Raw genomic sequence first — 14,070 nt, 5'->3', positions numbered from 1 at the left:
TGCCCGGCGGATGCGGTGACAGGGTGTGACCTGCGGGTTCACTCGAACGCTGCGTCCGCCGGGCGGCTCGGCCGTCCCGCGTGTCACGGTGGCACCACCTCTCCCTGCTGCCGCCGAGACCGGAGCGAACGCCATGGCCGACCTGCAGGATGAACCCCACTCCGTGGGCATCGGAGCCGAAGACCTCCCCCCACCCGCGGTAGCGGTGGCGGCGGGCGCCCTCGACCGGGCCGTCGCGCTGCTGGCAGTCCATCCCGTGGCCGACGGGTGCAACACCCTGGTCCGGACCCTGCACCAGCGTCCGTACCACGACATCGAAACCTCGGACACGGGCGTGGACACCGATATCCCTCGGCTGCGCGCCGGGGGAGTGGGAGCCCAGTTCTGGTCCCTGCTCGTGCCGTCGGCGCGGGTGCACGAGGACGCCACCGGTGACCAGGTGCTCTCCGACACCCTGGACCAGATCGACACGGCCCTGGCGCTGCTGGGGCGCTACCCCGACAGCCTGTGCCTGGCGCTCAGCGCCGACGACATGGCGGACGCCCGCAACCGGGGCCGGATCGCCTCGTTCCTGGGCCCGGTGCCCGGCCGCACGCTGACCGACTCGCTGGGCGCGCTGCGCGCCTTCCACGCGCTGGGCGTACGGATCCTCGCGCCGGCGGGAGCGCCCTGGGCGCAGGAGGAGCTGACGGCCTTCGGCCACGAGGTGGTCCGCGAGGCGAACCGGCTGGCGATCCTGCTGGACCTCACCGACTGCCCGCCGGCGGTCGCCTGCCGCCTCGCGGGGGCCTCCAAGGCCCCGGTGATCATCTCGAACACGGCGGCGGCCTCGCTGAACCCCCACCCCGGGAACGTGACCGACGAGGTCCTGGCCGCGCTGCGGGAGGCGAACGGCCTTGCGATGGTCACCTTCGACACCGAGCGCACCGGGGACTCCCTGCACGCGGTGGCCGACCACCTCGACCACGTACGGGCGATCGCGGGCCCGCACGGCGTCGGACTCGGCGCCACCTTCGGCACCGGACCGGGCCACCCCCGCCCTACGGGCCTGACCGACCCCTCGGGCTACCCGCGGCTGATCGCGGAGCTGCTGGAACGCGGCTGGCCGGAGTCCGAGGTGGCCCTGCTGACCTGGGGCAATGCCCAGCGCGTGGTCCGTGACGCGGAATTCACCTCCCGCGCCGCCGGCCACCGCCGCTAGCCCGGCCGCGCCGCACCCCTCCAGCCCCGCCGGCGTTTGAGGCGCGGGGGCCCCGGGGGCAGCGCCCCCGCAACAGCGCCGCAGCGGGGCACCCGTATCCGTACCCCGGCCCGGCCGGAGGGCTACGCCCGCGGGCGGCCCATCGCCCGGTACGTCCAGCCCGCGGCCCGCCACCGCACCGGATCCAGCGCGTTGCGCCCGTCCAGCACGAGCCGGTCGGTGACCACACCGGCCAGCTCCGCCGGGTCGAGATCGCGGAACTCGCGCCACTCGGTGAGGTGCAGGACGACCTCCGCGCCCCGGGCCGCCTCCAGCGCGGAGTCCGCGTAGCCGAGGGTCGGGAAGACGCGGCGGGCGTTGTCCATGCCCTTGGGGTCGTAGACGGTGACCTGGCCGCCCTGGAGGTGGATCTGCCCGGCCACGTTCAGCGCGGGCGAGTCGCGGACGTCGTCCGAGTCAGGCTTGAAGGTGGCGCCGAGCACGGCGACCCGCTTGCCGAGGAAGGAACCGCCCACGGCCTCCCGGGCCAGCTCGACCATGTGCCCGCGGCGCCGCATGTTGATGGAGTCGACCTCGCGCAGGAAGGTCAGCGCCTGGTCGGCGCCGAGCTCGCCGGCGCGCGCCATGAAGGCCCGGATGTCCTTCGGCAGGCAGCCGCCGCCGAAGCCGATCCCGGCGCGCAGGAACTTCGCGCCGATCCGCTCGTCGTAGCCGATGGCCTCGGCCAGCTTCACCACGTCGCCGCCGGCGGCCTCGCAGACCTCCGCCATCGCGTTGATGAAGGAGATCTTCGTGGCGAGGAAGGAGTTGGCGGCGGTCTTGACGAGCTCCGACGTCGGGAAGTCGGTGACGACCAGCGGGGTGCCCTCGGACATCGGCGTCTCGTACACCTCGCGCAGCAGCTTCTCGCCGCGCTCGCCCTGTACGCCGATCACGATCCGGTCGGGGTGCAGGGTGTCCTGCACGGCGAAGCCCTCCCGCAGGAACTCCGGGTTCCAGGCCAGTTCCACGTCCGCGCCCGCCGGGGACAGCTCGGTGAGCTTCGCCGCCAGCCGCTGCGCCGACCCCACCGGGACCGTGGACTTGCCGACGACCAGGACCGGCCGGGTCAGGTACGGGGCCAGGGAGGCCATCGCGGAGTCGACGTAGGACATGTCGCACGCGTACTCGCCGTGCTTCTGCGGAGTGTTCACGCAGACGAAGTGGACGTCGCCGAACTCCCCGACCTCCTCGTAGGAGGTGGTGAAGCGCAGCCGTCCCGTCGAGCCCGGCAGGCCGGCCACGTGCTTGGCCAGCAGTTCCTCCAGCCCGGGCTCGTACATGGGCACCCGGCCGGAGGCGAGCATCTCGATCTTTTCCGGTACCACGTCCAGCCCCAGCACCTCGAAGCCCAGCTCCGCCATCGCCGCGGCGTGGGTCGCGCCGAGGTAGCCGGTGCCGATCACAGTGATCCTGAGGGGGGCCATGGGTGCTCCAGAGGTGCGGGGCCGTTTGCGGCCACTGAGCATAGTCGGGCCCACCAGCGGGGACGTTCCCCAGGAGTGCCCCGCTGTCACGCAACTCACGTGGGCCGTCCATATCGCCATCCGTGACCGGCCCACTAAGCTTGGGTTACTTAACGGTAGTTAGCATCACGCATCACCCTGGGGAGTGAGAGATCTTGGCGGGTTCTGCCGACTTCGACCTGTACCGCCCGGCCGAGGAGCACGACATGCTCCGCGAGTCGGTCCGCTCGCTCGCGGAGGCGAAGATCCTGCCGTTCGCGGCCGCGGTCGACGAGGAGTCCCGCTTCCCGCAGGAGGCCCTGGACGCCCTGGTCTCCAGCGACCTGCACGCCGTCCACGTGCCCGAGACCTACGGCGGCGCGGGCGCCGACGCCCTCGCCACCGTGATCGTGATCGAGGAGGTGGCCCGTGTCTGCGCCTCCTCCTCCCTCATCCCGGCCGTGAACAAGCTCGGCTCGCTCCCGGTGATCCTCTCCGGTTCCGAGGAGCTCAAGGCCAAGTACCTGGGCCCGCTCGCCAAGGGCGACGCGATGTTCTCGTACGCGCTCTCCGAGCCGGACGCGGGCTCCGACGCCGCCGGCATGAAGACCCGCGCCGTGCGCGACGGGGACTTCTGGGTGCTCAACGGCGTCAAGCGCTGGATCACCAACGCGGGCGTCTCCGAGTACTACACGGTGATGGCCGTCACCGACCCCGAGAAGCGCTCCAAGGGCATCAGCGCCTTCGTCGTCGAGAAGTCCGACGAGGGCGTCTCCTTCGGCGCCCCGGAGAAGAAGCTCGGCATCAAGGGCTCCCCGACGCGCGAGGTCTACCTCGACAACGTCCGGATCCCGGCCGACCGCATGATCGGCGCCGAGGGCACCGGCTTCGCCACCGCGATGAAGACCCTGGACCACACCCGCATCACCATCGCGGCCCAGGCGCTCGGCATCGCCCAGGGCGCCCTGGACTACGCCAAGGGCTACGTCCAGGAGCGCAAGCAGTTCGGCAAGCCGATCGGCGACTTCCAGGGCGTGCAGTTCATGCTCGCGGACATGGCCATGAAGATCGAGGCCGCCCGCCAGCTGACCTACTCGGCCGCCGCGAAGTCCGAGCGTGTTTCCGCCGGAGGTGAGAAGGAGGACCTGACCTTCTTCGGCGCCGCGGCCAAGTGCTTCGCCTCAGACGTGGCCATGGAGGTCACCACGGACGCCGTCCAGCTCCTCGGCGGTTACGGCTACACCCGTGACTACCCGGTGGAGCGCATGATGCGCGACGCCAAGATTACCCAGATTTATGAAGGCACGAACCAGGTCCAGCGCATCGTCATGGCGAGGAACCTTCCGTAGCGAGGTTTTCGCAGGTCAGCGGCCCACTCGGCCGATCCGGCACCCCTGATCGGCTTCCGGTCCGTTCGGGTCCGTTCCGGGGTGTTCCTGGGCGTCATGCTGGGGAAATCCTGGGCTGACACTGGGTTGGAAACATGTGCTGACCTGCCCAAACGACAAGGCCCCCGGCATGAGGCGGGGGCCTTTCGTGTGGGTCGGATCAGGCGACTTCATCCCGCTCGGTGGGGTCGTCCGCGTCGGCGGTCAGCATGGTCGCGATGGCTGCGCGCCCGCGCTGCTCGGCCCCTTCGAAGATGTAGTGGTAGTGCTCGCGGAGCACGTCCGTGCTGCTGTGTCCCATCCAGTCGGCCACATCGTTCTCAGGCACGCCCGCATAGAGCAACCGAGACCCGTAGTAGTGCCGCATGGAGTGCGGCTTGCAGTAGGTCACCCCGCCCTTCGCCAGGGCGACCAGCCAGATTTGCCGGTAGAAATACGACGCGTACAGGTACCCGGTCCGGGTTACGTTCGGGAACAGCAGACGCTCAGGTCCCCACACGCCGTGGTTCTTGATGTGCCTGCGCAGCTCGAACGCCACGTTCGGCGGAAGGGGCACAACGCGCCCCGGTTCCTCTTCATCCCGGGCCTTGACGTGCCGCCGCTGTAGCGTGCTGTTCTTCCCCGACTCGGATTCGCCGTCCTCCGCCATCTGGAAATCGACGCGCAGAGCCTCGGCCTGAAAGTCGATCTGATCGCGCGAGACCGCCATGGCCTCACCGATGCGGAGACCGCATCCCGCCATGAGCCAGAGCATCGCCCGGTACCGGGGCGGAGCCCCGTTCAGCGTCGCCAGGACTTCCCGGGTGGTCAGCCGCCGGGCATTGCTCTTGTGCTCGCGTATCTCCTTGGCGCGGCTGCCCGCGTGCCGGATCTTCTTGCACGGATTGCGCCCGATGATCTCGTTGACGACGGCCCAATCCATCATCCCGGAGAAGAACGAGAACCGCTGGCGCCGGGTCCGGGCCGACAGCTTCCGATCCTGCTCCATCCACAGCAGCCACTGTTCAATGTCCGCGACCTTCAACGACACGATCGAGCGGGCCTTGAAGAACGGCTCCAGAGTCGTTCTCTGGATCGAGCGGTACTGCTTCTTGGTGCTGTTCTCCAACTTCCTTTGCTGGGTCCACTGCTCCCAGACCGCAGTAACGGGCTGCTTCCCCAACTTGTCGTCCAGGTAGGTCCCGGCGTCGAGCTCCTGCTCCTTCCGCTTCTGGTGGTCGTCGGCGCGCTTCTTGGTCTCGAACGACTTCTGACGCTGCTTGCCATCCGGGTCGTACCAAAACGTCGTCCACTTCTTCGCGTCGTCTTTCGAGCGCGCTACCCATGCTCTTGCCACAGCACTGCCGGCCTTCCAGTCGATGAATGGGCCGCTCCCCGGTCGTGCATGGCCGCCCCGGCCTCAGTCTGCACGGTGACCACCCTGGGTTGTCAACACAGGGTGGGTCACCCCGGGTGGTGTACGGTGGGGGCATGAAGGTAGACGAGAGCGGATTCGAGATCACCCAGCAGCAGGGCAGTTGGGTGATCCGGATGTGGTGGCCGACTGGGTCGATCACGGGAGGCCCGCAGCGCATGACCTTGGAGCCGGTTGACGGCGCCGAGCCACGTGACGTTGCGCGCGGCATCTCTACGACCGTTCTCAGGAGGCTGGACATTGCCGCCGCGCTGAACCTGGCCAAGAAGGCTCCTGAGGCCCAGCGAACGCTTGAGGACCTCTCGCGGCAGGTGGAAGCTACGGGCGAGGCTGCCGGGCGCCTCCTGGCGGCCGAGGGAGTCTCAGAGCGCTATCTGGCGACGCTCACGCTGGCGTACTCCGCCATGGCGGATAGCGGTGCCCCAGCTCCGATTCCTTGGCTCGCCCGGTTGATCGAACGTCGGCCCGAGACGGTCAAGGATCACCTGAAGAAGGCGCGGCGGGACGGCTACTTGGGCACCCTCGCAGGCAAGGCCGGCGGAGAGGTGACCGACAAGGCCAAGGCGGTACTGGGGCTCGGTGGTGAGCAGTGACGGTTGGTTGAACCCGTAGTTCTCGAACTTCATATTTTCTAAAAGCCCCGAGTCACGCTGTCCGAGGACGCTCGCCCGTTGTGGCGGATCGTTCGCCGGTACGCGCGCATCTTCGGCGAGCCCCTGCCCGACGGGCAGGCGGTCTTCATTGAACGGACTGCGGAACAGACCCTTCGGGTGGCCGCCTGCCTTGCCGCTTCCGAGTGCTCCGAGATCATCACGGACGAAATCCTGTCCGCAGCCTTCACACTCGTACGCCGCTCCGTCCAGGACGCGGTACGGATCACCAAAGGGGCCGACGCCCCGAGGGTGAAGCGGCAGCCGCTCGGTCTAGCGGACAAGGTCCGGGCCCGGATCGAACTGAACGTGGACGGGCCACTTCCTCTCAGGTCCTCCCGTAGGTGGGGGCGACCGCTGAAGAGGTCAAGGCACTGCCCGAAATAGTCGTCACCGTGGAACGGTCGGGAAAGACCGGCCGACCGGCCACCGTTTTCACGCTCCGCGGTGACACTCCCATTCACTCAGAGCAGCCGGGCCCTTCTCTCACCCCTCAGCCGGCCAACGCGGAGCGTGACGTGAAGCGCGCCACGGTCGTCCAGATGGACGCCTACCGCCCGACCCCGAATCAAGCCCCGGCCAATCGGCCGGGGCTTGATTCGTTGCTTCGACTACTTCAGAGGACAGGGCAGATGGCGTTCAGCGCGGTTCGGTGAGCAAGTCACTACGGCCACGGAATGGAAGACCTTGCCGCTCAGATAGTGGCCCAGGGACACATCCCCGCCCCACGTCAGCCGCTCGACGGCAGACTTCACCAGGAGTACGAGACGCGTCGCCTCAGCGTCTTGGATGGAGCCAAAACGGGGCGCGAACTGAGCGAGTTGAAGCCCCACCCATTCCCCGGCCTCCTTGGGCTCCTCCCACGTTCCGCGCACCAAGGAGGCGGGCTTCATAAGCCAGTGCGCTGTCTGGAGAGGCGGGAGGTCGGAGTACGGGAACTCCGCCGCCGCCTGACGGTGGCGCTGTCTCACATCTTCCGGACTGGTAGCAGTCGGCTGCTCACCGGGCGGCCGACGAAGCCCCTCCTTGTCGAACGCTGCCTTCTCCCCAACCCATGCGTAGCCGTGGTGATGCACTGCTCTGCTCCGATCCTGGGAATGGCGACGGCCCCGCCCGTCGGCGTGTGGGCGGGGCCGTCAGTCAGGTGGTGCTCAGGGATCAGGCGGAGAGGTCGAACCGCTTGGGGTCGATGCCCGCCGCGTCCAGCTCCGCCGTGGTGAAGCGCAGCGGCTCCGCGTCCGGGCGCTTGCTGTCACCCAGGGCCCACGCATCGGGGCCGATCTTGGCGAGTGTCACGCACGCCTCGCCGTCCGGGTGGGTGCTGCCGCCGCAAGCCTTCGAGAAGGCGGCCGTGTCGATATCGAGCGCGTACAGGTCGGTCATCGTTGCCCTTCCTGATCATCTGACGGCCCGCTGAGGGCCGTCTCCCGCCCCTCAGTGGGCGGAAGTCTTCGTGGCCCTCATGGCCTCGGCTATCTGCTCCACCACGTCGGCCGGGAGCATCCCCAGGTGCACGTACGGGAGGCCGTTGTAGGTGACCGTGGGCCGCATGCCGCTCCAGGCGCTTTCGGGGACTCCAAGGGCAGCCAAAGCTGCACGTAGGGATTCGGCGGCGTCTGTGGCCCGTGTGTGGCCGTCCCGCCATGTCTGCATGTCCATCACGCGGCCACCGCGCGGGTGGGGCACTTGTCGTGCCGATAGACGGGGGCGGGCGCGCCCGAGGTGCGGTCAATGGCCCCTCGGAGGGCCGGCTCCAGGTCCCCGATGGGCCGGTGACAGGCGGAGCACTCGTGTCCGGGCGCGAAGGTCAGGTACTCCCACGCGTCCCGGTCGAACTCCGGGGCCTTCGTCTTCTTCGCCCTCGCCATATCGCGCCCCTAACCGCACACGCACCCTGTGCGGTGCTCGCCGTTACTCGGTGTGAAGACGACGTTAGGGAGGGCACCAGTGAGGCATCCAGGGTCTTGCACGAGCTTGCACGCGAACTAACCGATTGAGGTAATCGCGTCCGAGATCAGAGCCCGGGCGGGGGCACCGTAGACAGCGAGCTTGGACAGCTCTGAGAACGCCTTGGCGTACGTGGCAACCTCGCTGGGCGCCGTGACGTTCACTGCGGCCGTCAGCAGTTCCACGCTCGCTTGACGGCCGTCGAACAGATAGAAGGCTTCCAGGGGCCAGACAAACCGCTGGGCCGTGAAGGGGATAACCCCAAGGCTCACGTTCGGCAGCGCCATGACAGCCAGCAGATAGCCAAGCTGTCCGGCCATGGCGGAGGCGTCGCCAATGCGGTAGCGGAGCACCGTTTCTTCCAGCAGCAGCGCGAAGCGGTGGCCACCTTCGTGGAGAACGCGCGAGCGTTCGATTCGGGATTCCGCTGCTGTCTGTGAGTCGTCAGGGGTGCCCTGAAAGGCGGCGATGGTCGATAGCAGGGCTGCCGCGTACGCCTCGGTCTGGAGCATGCCCGGCACCACGTTCGAGCAGTACACGCGGAAGTGGCGGGTCTCCTCGTACAGGGGGACAACTTCCTCCTGCGCCCGGCGCATGCCGTGGCGGTGCAGCTTTTGCCAGTGGACGTACATCTGGTCGGCTTGGCGGTTGGCCGCGATCAGGTCGTCTGTCTGGTCTTCTGCTCCGCACGCCTTGCACCAGGCGCGGATGTCGGCGGCCGACGCAGGGGTCTTGGCGCGCTCGATGCGTGAGGACTTCGCGGGGCTCCAGTCGCACCGAAGTGCCAACTCATGCCCGGTCAGCTCCGCGTCTTTGCGTAGGCCCCCGAGACGGGCGGCGATGGCTTCGCGGGCAGCTTGGGCGCTGGACGAGGGGGACGCAGACATGAGTGGGCTCTTCGTATTTCGTCAGGTCAGACCGTGAACTTCTCGTGCGGGATGCCGCGCTCCCAGACTGCCTCGAACGCAGCCGATGCCAGCCGTGCGACAGCGGGCTCGGAACGAACCTCCCAGCCAGGCTCGGACCAGTTTCCATCCCCGGAGAAGTGGTTGAAGAGCACGATCTCTCCGTCGAACACCCAGCAGTCGTTTCCGGGGAGCGCGATGTCCGAAGCTTGCCGCCGAGGCAGCCAGCGGACTTGCTCCCCGGCGTGAAGGTTGACCACGGTGCCGGCGTGCTCGTACCGGATGTAATCCGTAACCGGTTCCGATACGACGCGGGCGCGGCGGACGGCCACGCCTCGGGCCACGGTGCTGCGAATCAAATCAACCCATGGCGTCCAGTAGGCGGAGGCCGGGTCAATGTCGCGCTGACCCGTACGCGTCCAGGTCTCGAAGTCCTCGGCCTCATCCCCGACGCCGTACGAGTCTCGCAGCTCCAGGTGCACAGCCGAGTGCTTGGCTGTGGCCAGCAGCTCGTTAAAGCCCGGCTCGTTCTGCGACATCGCACGCCTTCCTGAGCATCGGCACCATACGGGCCGGAATCCGAATCACGGCTTCGTGCGGAGGGATGCCCGGAGCGTGCCCGGGAACCTCGAACGCCGCGCACTCCGTTTCTAGCTTCTCGTCTGGCTTCCAGCCCTGGAGCACCAACTCCCCCTTTTCCTCGTCCACCCATACGGTGGGGGAGCCCTGCTGCCCGGTGTCTGGATCAATCCCGATGAACCGTAGTGCCATGACTGCCTCCGGTGTCGAGTGGCTTACGCCAACTTGCACGAGCTTCGTCGTGGCGGCGCGCGAGCGTCAAGGGGGCGGAAACAGCCCTTGAGCCGGGATGGAACGGCGCACCTTGCTCTGACCAGGGACGACGCGCTAGCGATCATGGGGGAATCCTGGGGTGACCCCCTATGGAAAGGGCGTCGATGCTGGTCAGAGCTGCATGTGCCGTAAAGCACGCAGATTTATGAAGGCACGAATCAGGTCCAGCGCATCGTCATGGCCCGCAACCTGCCGTAGCGGGTACCTGACCTGCAGCGACGCGGCGTCCCCCGGCACGGGTCGGGGGACGTTCGCGCAGGGGGCGGCGGGCTAGGCTGTGCGGCTGTCAGCCGTAGGCGCGCAGGTGGGGCGGAAACAGGCATGTTCACGGAACGCCAGATATCGGCGATGCTCGGGCAGATCGCCCGCCAGGACGACGTCGAGATCGGCCCGGAGCAGACGGTCGGCCGGGTGGCCGCCCTGGCCCACGTCGCGGAGCAGTACGGCTACGCGTACGACCGGGCGCACCGGACCGGCCACAACGGCATGCTGATCCTGGTGCGGATGTACCGGGACCCGCACCCCGCGGCGCGTGCCCGCGAAGCGGCGATCATCGCCGCCCACCCGCAGGCCGGCAACGGCGGGACGGTGCCGGGAATGCGGCCGGGGACGGTCAAGCCGCTCCCCGAGGCGCAGGAGCCCGTGGCCCGGCTCAAGGACAGGATCATGCTCGACGTCATGGCCGAGGCCGCGAACAAGCGGCAGAAGCTGATCGCCTGGGGGTCCTGCGGAGCCATGGTCCTCCTGCTGCTCGTCCTCGGGATGCCGGTCGCCGCGCTGGTCGGCGGCGCGGCGCTCGCGGCGTTCCTGGGCGGCGGCCTCAAGCTGGGAGCGATCCGCCGGCAGCGGATCGCCCGGCGACTGACGGACGCCGGGTTCGTCCCGGTCTCGGACGACCACGGCAGGCAGCGCTTCCTGGAGCCGGGGCGGCAACTTCCGGGCCACGCCAGTCCGTTCGCTTCCTGACCGGGCGGACAACGCGTCATTTCATGACATGTCGAGTGTGCCGAACCCACGGGTGAGCGCACCGGTGGACACATCCGGCACCGGCCCTCGGGCGCCCCCGGATGGGCTAAATTTGGACCTTCGTACGCCGGAATCGGTTGGGGAGAACGCAATGACGGAAGCGATCCTGCTGGTCGGCGGACAAGGGACGCGCCTGCGTCCCGTGACGGTGAACACGCCCAAGCCGATGGTTCCCACGGCCGGCGTCCCGTTCCTCGCCCACCAGATAGCCAGGGCCGCCGCCGCCGGCGTCACGCACATCGTGATGGCCACCTGCTACCTCGCCGAGGTCTTCGAGCCCTACTTCGGTGATGGATCCGACTTCGGCCTCAGCCTGGAGTACGTGGTCGAGGACGAGCCCCTCGGCACCGGCGGCGCCATCCGCAACGCCGGAGCGCGCCTGACCGGCGGCCCGGACTCCGCCGTCCTCGTCTTCAACGGAGACATCCTCACCGGCCTCGACATCGCCGGCCTGGTCGAATCCCACAAGGCGGCCGACGCCGACGTCTCCCTGCACCTGGTCCGGGTCGAGGACCCGCGCGCCTTCGGCCTGGTCCCCACCGACTCCGAGGGGCGGGTGCTGGCCTTCACGGAGAAGCCGCAGACCCCCGAGGAGATCATCACCGACCAGATCAACGCCGGCTGCTACGTCTTTCGCCGCAGCGTGATCGACTCCATCCCGGCCGGTCGGCCGGTGTCCGTCGAGCGCGAGACCTTCCCCGGCCTGCTCGCCGCGGGCGCCAAGCTGCACGGCGTCACCGAGGACACCTACTGGATGGACCTCGGCAAGCCCGAGTCGATCATCCAGGCTTCCGCCGACCTCGTACGCGGCGTGGTCCCCTCCCCGGCCGTCCCCGGACGCCGCGGCGAGTACCTGGTCCTGCCCGGCGCCGAGGTGGCGGCCGGGGCCAAGCTCTCCGGCGGCACCGTGGTGGGCGCCGGAGCCCGCATCGGGGCCGGAGCGGTCATCCAGGGCTCGATCGTCCTCGACGACGCCGTCATCGGCCCGGACGCCCAGGTGAACGCCAGCCTCATCGGGGCCGGGGCCTCGGTCGGCGCGCGGACCGTGCTCGACGGCACGGTCGTCGGCGACGGCGCGGCGGTGGGAGCCGACAACGAACTGCGCGCCGGCGCGCGCGTGTGGTGCGAGGCGCAGCTGCCCGCCGCCGCCATCCGCTTCTCCCCGGACGCCTGATCCCGGTCCGGGAGGGAGCACGGCCGCACGGGCCGCACTCCCTCGCCGCCGTCAGTTCCCGCGGACGGTGACCTTCTCGTCGTTCTGGATCTGCTTCACCAGCTGCTGCACCTTCGCCTTGTCCCAGACGAGGTTGCCGCCGCGCTGGCCGGAGATCGGGATGTTCATCGAGACGCCGTCACCGCCGTTGACGCCCTTCATCGCGAAGAACATCTGGCCCATGTCGTACAGGCCCATGTCCTTGTCCACGATGAGCGTGTCCAGGCCCGCGCCCAGCATCGGGTAGAGCGCGAACGGGTTGAGGATCGTCGAGGGCGTCGCGGCCTGGCTCGCCAGCGCCGACAGGAACTTCTGCTGGTTCTTGGTGCGCTGGAGGTCGGACTCGGCGAAGGCGTACCGGGTCCGTACGAAGGCCAGCGACTGCTCGCCGTTGAGGGTCTGCTTGCCGGCCTTGAAGTCGGCGCCCGACTTCTCGTCCTTGAAGCCCTCCTCGATGTCGAGCTCCACACCGCCGAGCGCGTCCACGATGTTCGCGAAGCCGGCGAAGCCGATCTCCGCGTAGTGGTCGATGTGCAGGCCGGTGTTGTGCTCCACCGTCCGCACCAGCAGCTCGGGACCGTCCTCCGCGTAGGCCGCGTTGAGCTTGACCCGGCGCCCCTGGCCGGGGAACTTCTTGCCGGACTGCGACCCGACGAAGGAGGGGATCTCCACGTCCGAGTCGCGCGGCAGCGAGATCATGGTGTTCCCGCTGGAGCACTTCGCCAGGATCATCATCGAGTCGGTCCGCTTGCCCTCGGCCGAGCCGGTGTGCAGCTTCTTCTTCTCCTCGGCGGACATGCCCTCGCGGCTGTCGGAGCCCACGATCAGGTACGTCGTGCAGTCGCCCGCCTTGGGGCGCTCGATGACCTTGGAGAGGTCGACCTCGCGGCGCACCTTGGAGTCGGCCCAGAAGTAGGTGGAGACCGATGTCACAAGGAGCGCGGAGACCAGCACGATCGAGCCGACCTTGATCCGCCTGCGCCAGTCCGGAGCGGGGCCGGGCCGTCCGGACCCGGACGGCCCACCGGGGCCGCCGGGGCCCGCGGGTCCGCCCGGAGGGCCGCCCGCCGGGTTCCCGTAGACCTGGCCCGTGTTGTAGCCGCTGTCGTAACCGCCGTACGCGTCGTGGCTTCCCGCCTGCTGCGGGGGCACGCCGTGCGCGGGCGGCGGGCCCGCCGGTCGCTGCGGCCGCGGGGGCTGCCCGGGCCGCGGCGGCTGCTGCGGCTGCCGCTGGATGTGCCGCATCCGCTGCGCGCCCTCGGGCTGCGGCTGCGCGCTGCCGCGCCCGTACGCGTCGTCACGACCTTCTGGCCAGTCATTCATGCGCCCAAGAATGCCTTCCCTGGTGCGTCCCGCGACAGCCCGGTCCGCATTCCGTACCGCTGCTGTTGCAGAGCTGATGCCTCACTGACCCAACTAAGGTGTGCGTATGACACAGATACCGGGCGAGCTGCCCGGGAAGCCCACGGCAGCCTCCCGGACGACCCTCAGCCACATCATGACCGCCAACGACACCAACCTCCTCGGGACGGTGCACGGCGGCGTGATCATGAAGCTGGTGGACGACGCGGCGGGCGCCGTGGCCGGCCGCCACTCCGGCGGCCCGGCTGTCACCGCCTCCATGGACGAGATGGCCTTCCTCGCGCCCGTGCGCGTGGGCGACCTCGTCCACGTGAAGGCCCAGTGCAACTGGACCGGCCGCTCCTCCATGGAGATCGGCGTACGCGTCCTCGCGGAGCGGTGGAACGAGTCCACCCCCGCCACCCAGGTCGGCAGCGCCTACCTCGTCTTCGCCGCGGTGGACGCCGACGGCAAGCCCCGCGAGGTCCCGCCCGTGCTCCCGGAGACGGAACGGGACGAGCGCCGCTACCAGGAGGCCCAGATCCGCCGCACCCACCGGCTCGCCCGCCGCCAGGCGATCATGGCGCTGCGCGAGGAGCGGTCGGCCCAGGGCTTCGACGACTGACGTCCGCTCCGGACCGGCCGCGCC

The 14,070-nt window shown here is 69.1% G+C and carries 15 protein-coding genes; 6 read left to right on the top strand and 9 right to left on the bottom strand.

What is annotated here, in order from left to right; all coding sequences use genetic code 11:
* Positions 1 to 133: 133 nt before the first annotated feature.
* Positions 134 to 1,201 carry a membrane dipeptidase gene (locus tag ACIQZO_RS35780; protein WP_403634758.1) on the top strand — a complete coding sequence of 356 codons (1,068 nt, stop codon included), beginning with the start codon at positions 134 to 136 and terminating at the stop codon, positions 1,199 to 1,201.
* A 122-nt stretch (positions 1,202 to 1,323) separates the two neighbouring features.
* Here ACIQZO_RS35780 and ACIQZO_RS35775 read toward each other — a convergent pair whose 3' ends face one another.
* A complete protein-coding gene (locus ACIQZO_RS35775; RefSeq protein WP_403634756.1) occupies positions 1,324 to 2,667 on the bottom strand; it encodes a UDP-glucose dehydrogenase family protein in 1,344 nt (447 codons plus the stop codon).
* 194 nt (positions 2,668 to 2,861) lie between these two features.
* On the opposite strand from ACIQZO_RS35775, the gene ACIQZO_RS35770 reads away from it, so the two are divergent.
* A complete protein-coding gene (locus ACIQZO_RS35770; protein ID WP_403634753.1) occupies positions 2,862 to 4,034 on the top strand; it encodes an acyl-CoA dehydrogenase in 1,173 nt (390 codons plus the stop codon).
* 199 nt (positions 4,035 to 4,233) lie between these two features.
* Here the strand turns inward: ACIQZO_RS35770 and ACIQZO_RS35765 are convergent, their stop codons facing one another.
* Positions 4,234 to 5,409: a tyrosine-type recombinase/integrase gene (locus tag ACIQZO_RS35765; RefSeq protein WP_403634751.1), complete on the bottom strand. Its 1,176-nt coding sequence runs from the start codon at positions 5,407 to 5,409 to the stop codon at positions 4,234 to 4,236.
* Between the two features lie 134 nt (positions 5,410 to 5,543).
* Here ACIQZO_RS35765 and ACIQZO_RS35760 point away from each other — a divergent pair, with 134 nt between their 5' ends.
* Positions 5,544 to 6,080 carry a hypothetical protein gene (locus tag ACIQZO_RS35760; RefSeq protein ID WP_403634749.1) on the top strand — a complete coding sequence of 179 codons (537 nt, stop codon included), beginning with the start codon at positions 5,544 to 5,546 and terminating at the stop codon, positions 6,078 to 6,080.
* A 668-nt stretch (positions 6,081 to 6,748) separates the two neighbouring features.
* On the opposite strand, the gene ACIQZO_RS35755 is transcribed toward ACIQZO_RS35760, so the two are convergent.
* From ACIQZO_RS35755 to ACIQZO_RS35730, 6 genes are all read right to left on the bottom strand, one after another.
* A complete protein-coding gene (locus tag ACIQZO_RS35755) occupies positions 6,749 to 7,213 on the bottom strand; it encodes a hypothetical protein (RefSeq protein WP_403634747.1) in 465 nt (154 codons plus the stop codon).
* An 82-nt stretch (positions 7,214 to 7,295) separates the two neighbouring features.
* Complete coding sequence (locus tag ACIQZO_RS35750; RefSeq protein WP_403634744.1) at positions 7,296 to 7,520, bottom strand: DUF397 domain-containing protein; 225 nt, start codon at positions 7,518 to 7,520, stop codon at positions 7,296 to 7,298.
* A gap of 275 nt (positions 7,521 to 7,795) precedes the next feature.
* Positions 7,796 to 8,005 carry a hypothetical protein gene (locus ACIQZO_RS35745; RefSeq protein ID WP_403634741.1) on the bottom strand — a complete coding sequence of 70 codons (210 nt, stop codon included), beginning with the start codon at positions 8,003 to 8,005 and terminating at the stop codon, positions 7,796 to 7,798.
* 117 nt (positions 8,006 to 8,122) lie between these two features.
* On the bottom strand, positions 8,123 to 8,971 hold the full coding sequence (locus ACIQZO_RS35740) for a helix-turn-helix domain-containing protein (protein WP_403634739.1): 849 nt from the start codon (positions 8,969 to 8,971) through the stop codon (positions 8,123 to 8,125).
* Positions 8,972 to 8,997: 26 nt separating this feature from the next.
* Positions 8,998 to 9,528, bottom strand: a complete 531-nt coding sequence (locus ACIQZO_RS35735; protein ID WP_403634737.1) for a DUF6879 family protein — start codon at positions 9,526 to 9,528, stop codon at positions 8,998 to 9,000.
* Positions 9,503 to 9,760: a hypothetical protein gene (locus ACIQZO_RS35730; protein WP_403634734.1), complete on the bottom strand. Its 258-nt coding sequence runs from the start codon at positions 9,758 to 9,760 to the stop codon at positions 9,503 to 9,505. The genes ACIQZO_RS35735 and ACIQZO_RS35730 overlap by 26 nt, the downstream gene beginning before the upstream one ends.
* 402 nt (positions 9,761 to 10,162) lie before the next feature.
* Between ACIQZO_RS35730 and ACIQZO_RS35725 the strand changes: the two genes are divergently transcribed.
* Together ACIQZO_RS35725 and ACIQZO_RS35720 are read left to right on the top strand one after the other, a co-directional pair.
* Entirely contained in the window at positions 10,163 to 10,807 is a 645-nt protein-coding gene (locus tag ACIQZO_RS35725) for a hypothetical protein (RefSeq protein WP_403634732.1), read from the top strand.
* A 151-nt stretch (positions 10,808 to 10,958) separates the two neighbouring features.
* Positions 10,959 to 12,041 (top strand): sugar phosphate nucleotidyltransferase, encoded by a 1,083-nt coding sequence (locus ACIQZO_RS35720; RefSeq protein WP_403634730.1) that lies wholly within the window; start codon positions 10,959 to 10,961, stop codon positions 12,039 to 12,041.
* Positions 12,042 to 12,092: 51 nt separating this feature from the next.
* Here the strand turns inward: ACIQZO_RS35720 and ACIQZO_RS35715 are convergent, their stop codons facing one another.
* Complete coding sequence (locus tag ACIQZO_RS35715; protein WP_403634728.1) at positions 12,093 to 13,403, bottom strand: LCP family protein; 1,311 nt, start codon at positions 13,401 to 13,403, stop codon at positions 12,093 to 12,095.
* A gap of 106 nt (positions 13,404 to 13,509) precedes the next feature.
* Here ACIQZO_RS35715 and ACIQZO_RS35710 point away from each other — a divergent pair, with 106 nt between their 5' ends.
* On the top strand, positions 13,510 to 14,046 hold the full coding sequence (locus tag ACIQZO_RS35710) for an acyl-CoA thioesterase (protein ID WP_403634726.1): 537 nt from the start codon (positions 13,510 to 13,512) through the stop codon (positions 14,044 to 14,046).
* The last annotated feature ends 24 nt before the right edge of the window (positions 14,047 to 14,070 follow it).

The organism is Streptomyces sp. NPDC097617, assembly GCF_044761485.1.
Classification (GTDB): Bacteria; Actinomycetota; Actinomycetes; order Streptomycetales; family Streptomycetaceae; genus Streptomyces.
The sequence above is the reverse complement of the archived record's forward strand: the minus strand, read 5'-3'. Positions and strand labels throughout refer to the sequence as shown.

Coding starts and splice junctions, on each gene's coding strand:
- ACIQZO_RS35745 (WP_403634741.1), bottom strand. CDS start 8,005: ATGGCGAGGGCGAAGAAGACGAAGGCCCCGGAGTTCGACCGGGACGCG.
- ACIQZO_RS35735 (WP_403634737.1), bottom strand. CDS start 9,528: ATGTCGCAGAACGAGCCGGGCTTTAACGAGCTGCTGGCCACAGCCAAG.
- ACIQZO_RS35715 (WP_403634728.1), bottom strand. CDS start 13,403: ATGAATGACTGGCCAGAAGGTCGTGACGACGCGTACGGGCGCGGCAGC.
- ACIQZO_RS35720 (WP_403634730.1), top strand. CDS start 10,959: ATGACGGAAGCGATCCTGCTGGTCGGCGGACAAGGGACGCGCCTGCGT.
- ACIQZO_RS35725 (WP_403634732.1), top strand. CDS start 10,163: ATGTTCACGGAACGCCAGATATCGGCGATGCTCGGGCAGATCGCCCGC.
- ACIQZO_RS35710 (WP_403634726.1), top strand. CDS start 13,510: ATGACACAGATACCGGGCGAGCTGCCCGGGAAGCCCACGGCAGCCTCC.
- ACIQZO_RS35775 (WP_403634756.1), bottom strand. CDS start 2,667: ATGGCCCCCCTCAGGATCACTGTGATCGGCACCGGCTACCTCGGCGCG.
- ACIQZO_RS35740 (WP_403634739.1), bottom strand. CDS start 8,971: ATGTCTGCGTCCCCCTCGTCCAGCGCCCAAGCTGCCCGCGAAGCCATC.
- ACIQZO_RS35760 (WP_403634749.1), top strand. CDS start 5,544: ATGAAGGTAGACGAGAGCGGATTCGAGATCACCCAGCAGCAGGGCAGT.
- ACIQZO_RS35750 (WP_403634744.1), bottom strand. CDS start 7,520: ATGACCGACCTGTACGCGCTCGATATCGACACGGCCGCCTTCTCGAAG.
- ACIQZO_RS35730 (WP_403634734.1), bottom strand. CDS start 9,760: ATGGCACTACGGTTCATCGGGATTGATCCAGACACCGGGCAGCAGGGC.
- ACIQZO_RS35780 (WP_403634758.1), top strand. CDS start 134: ATGGCCGACCTGCAGGATGAACCCCACTCCGTGGGCATCGGAGCCGAA.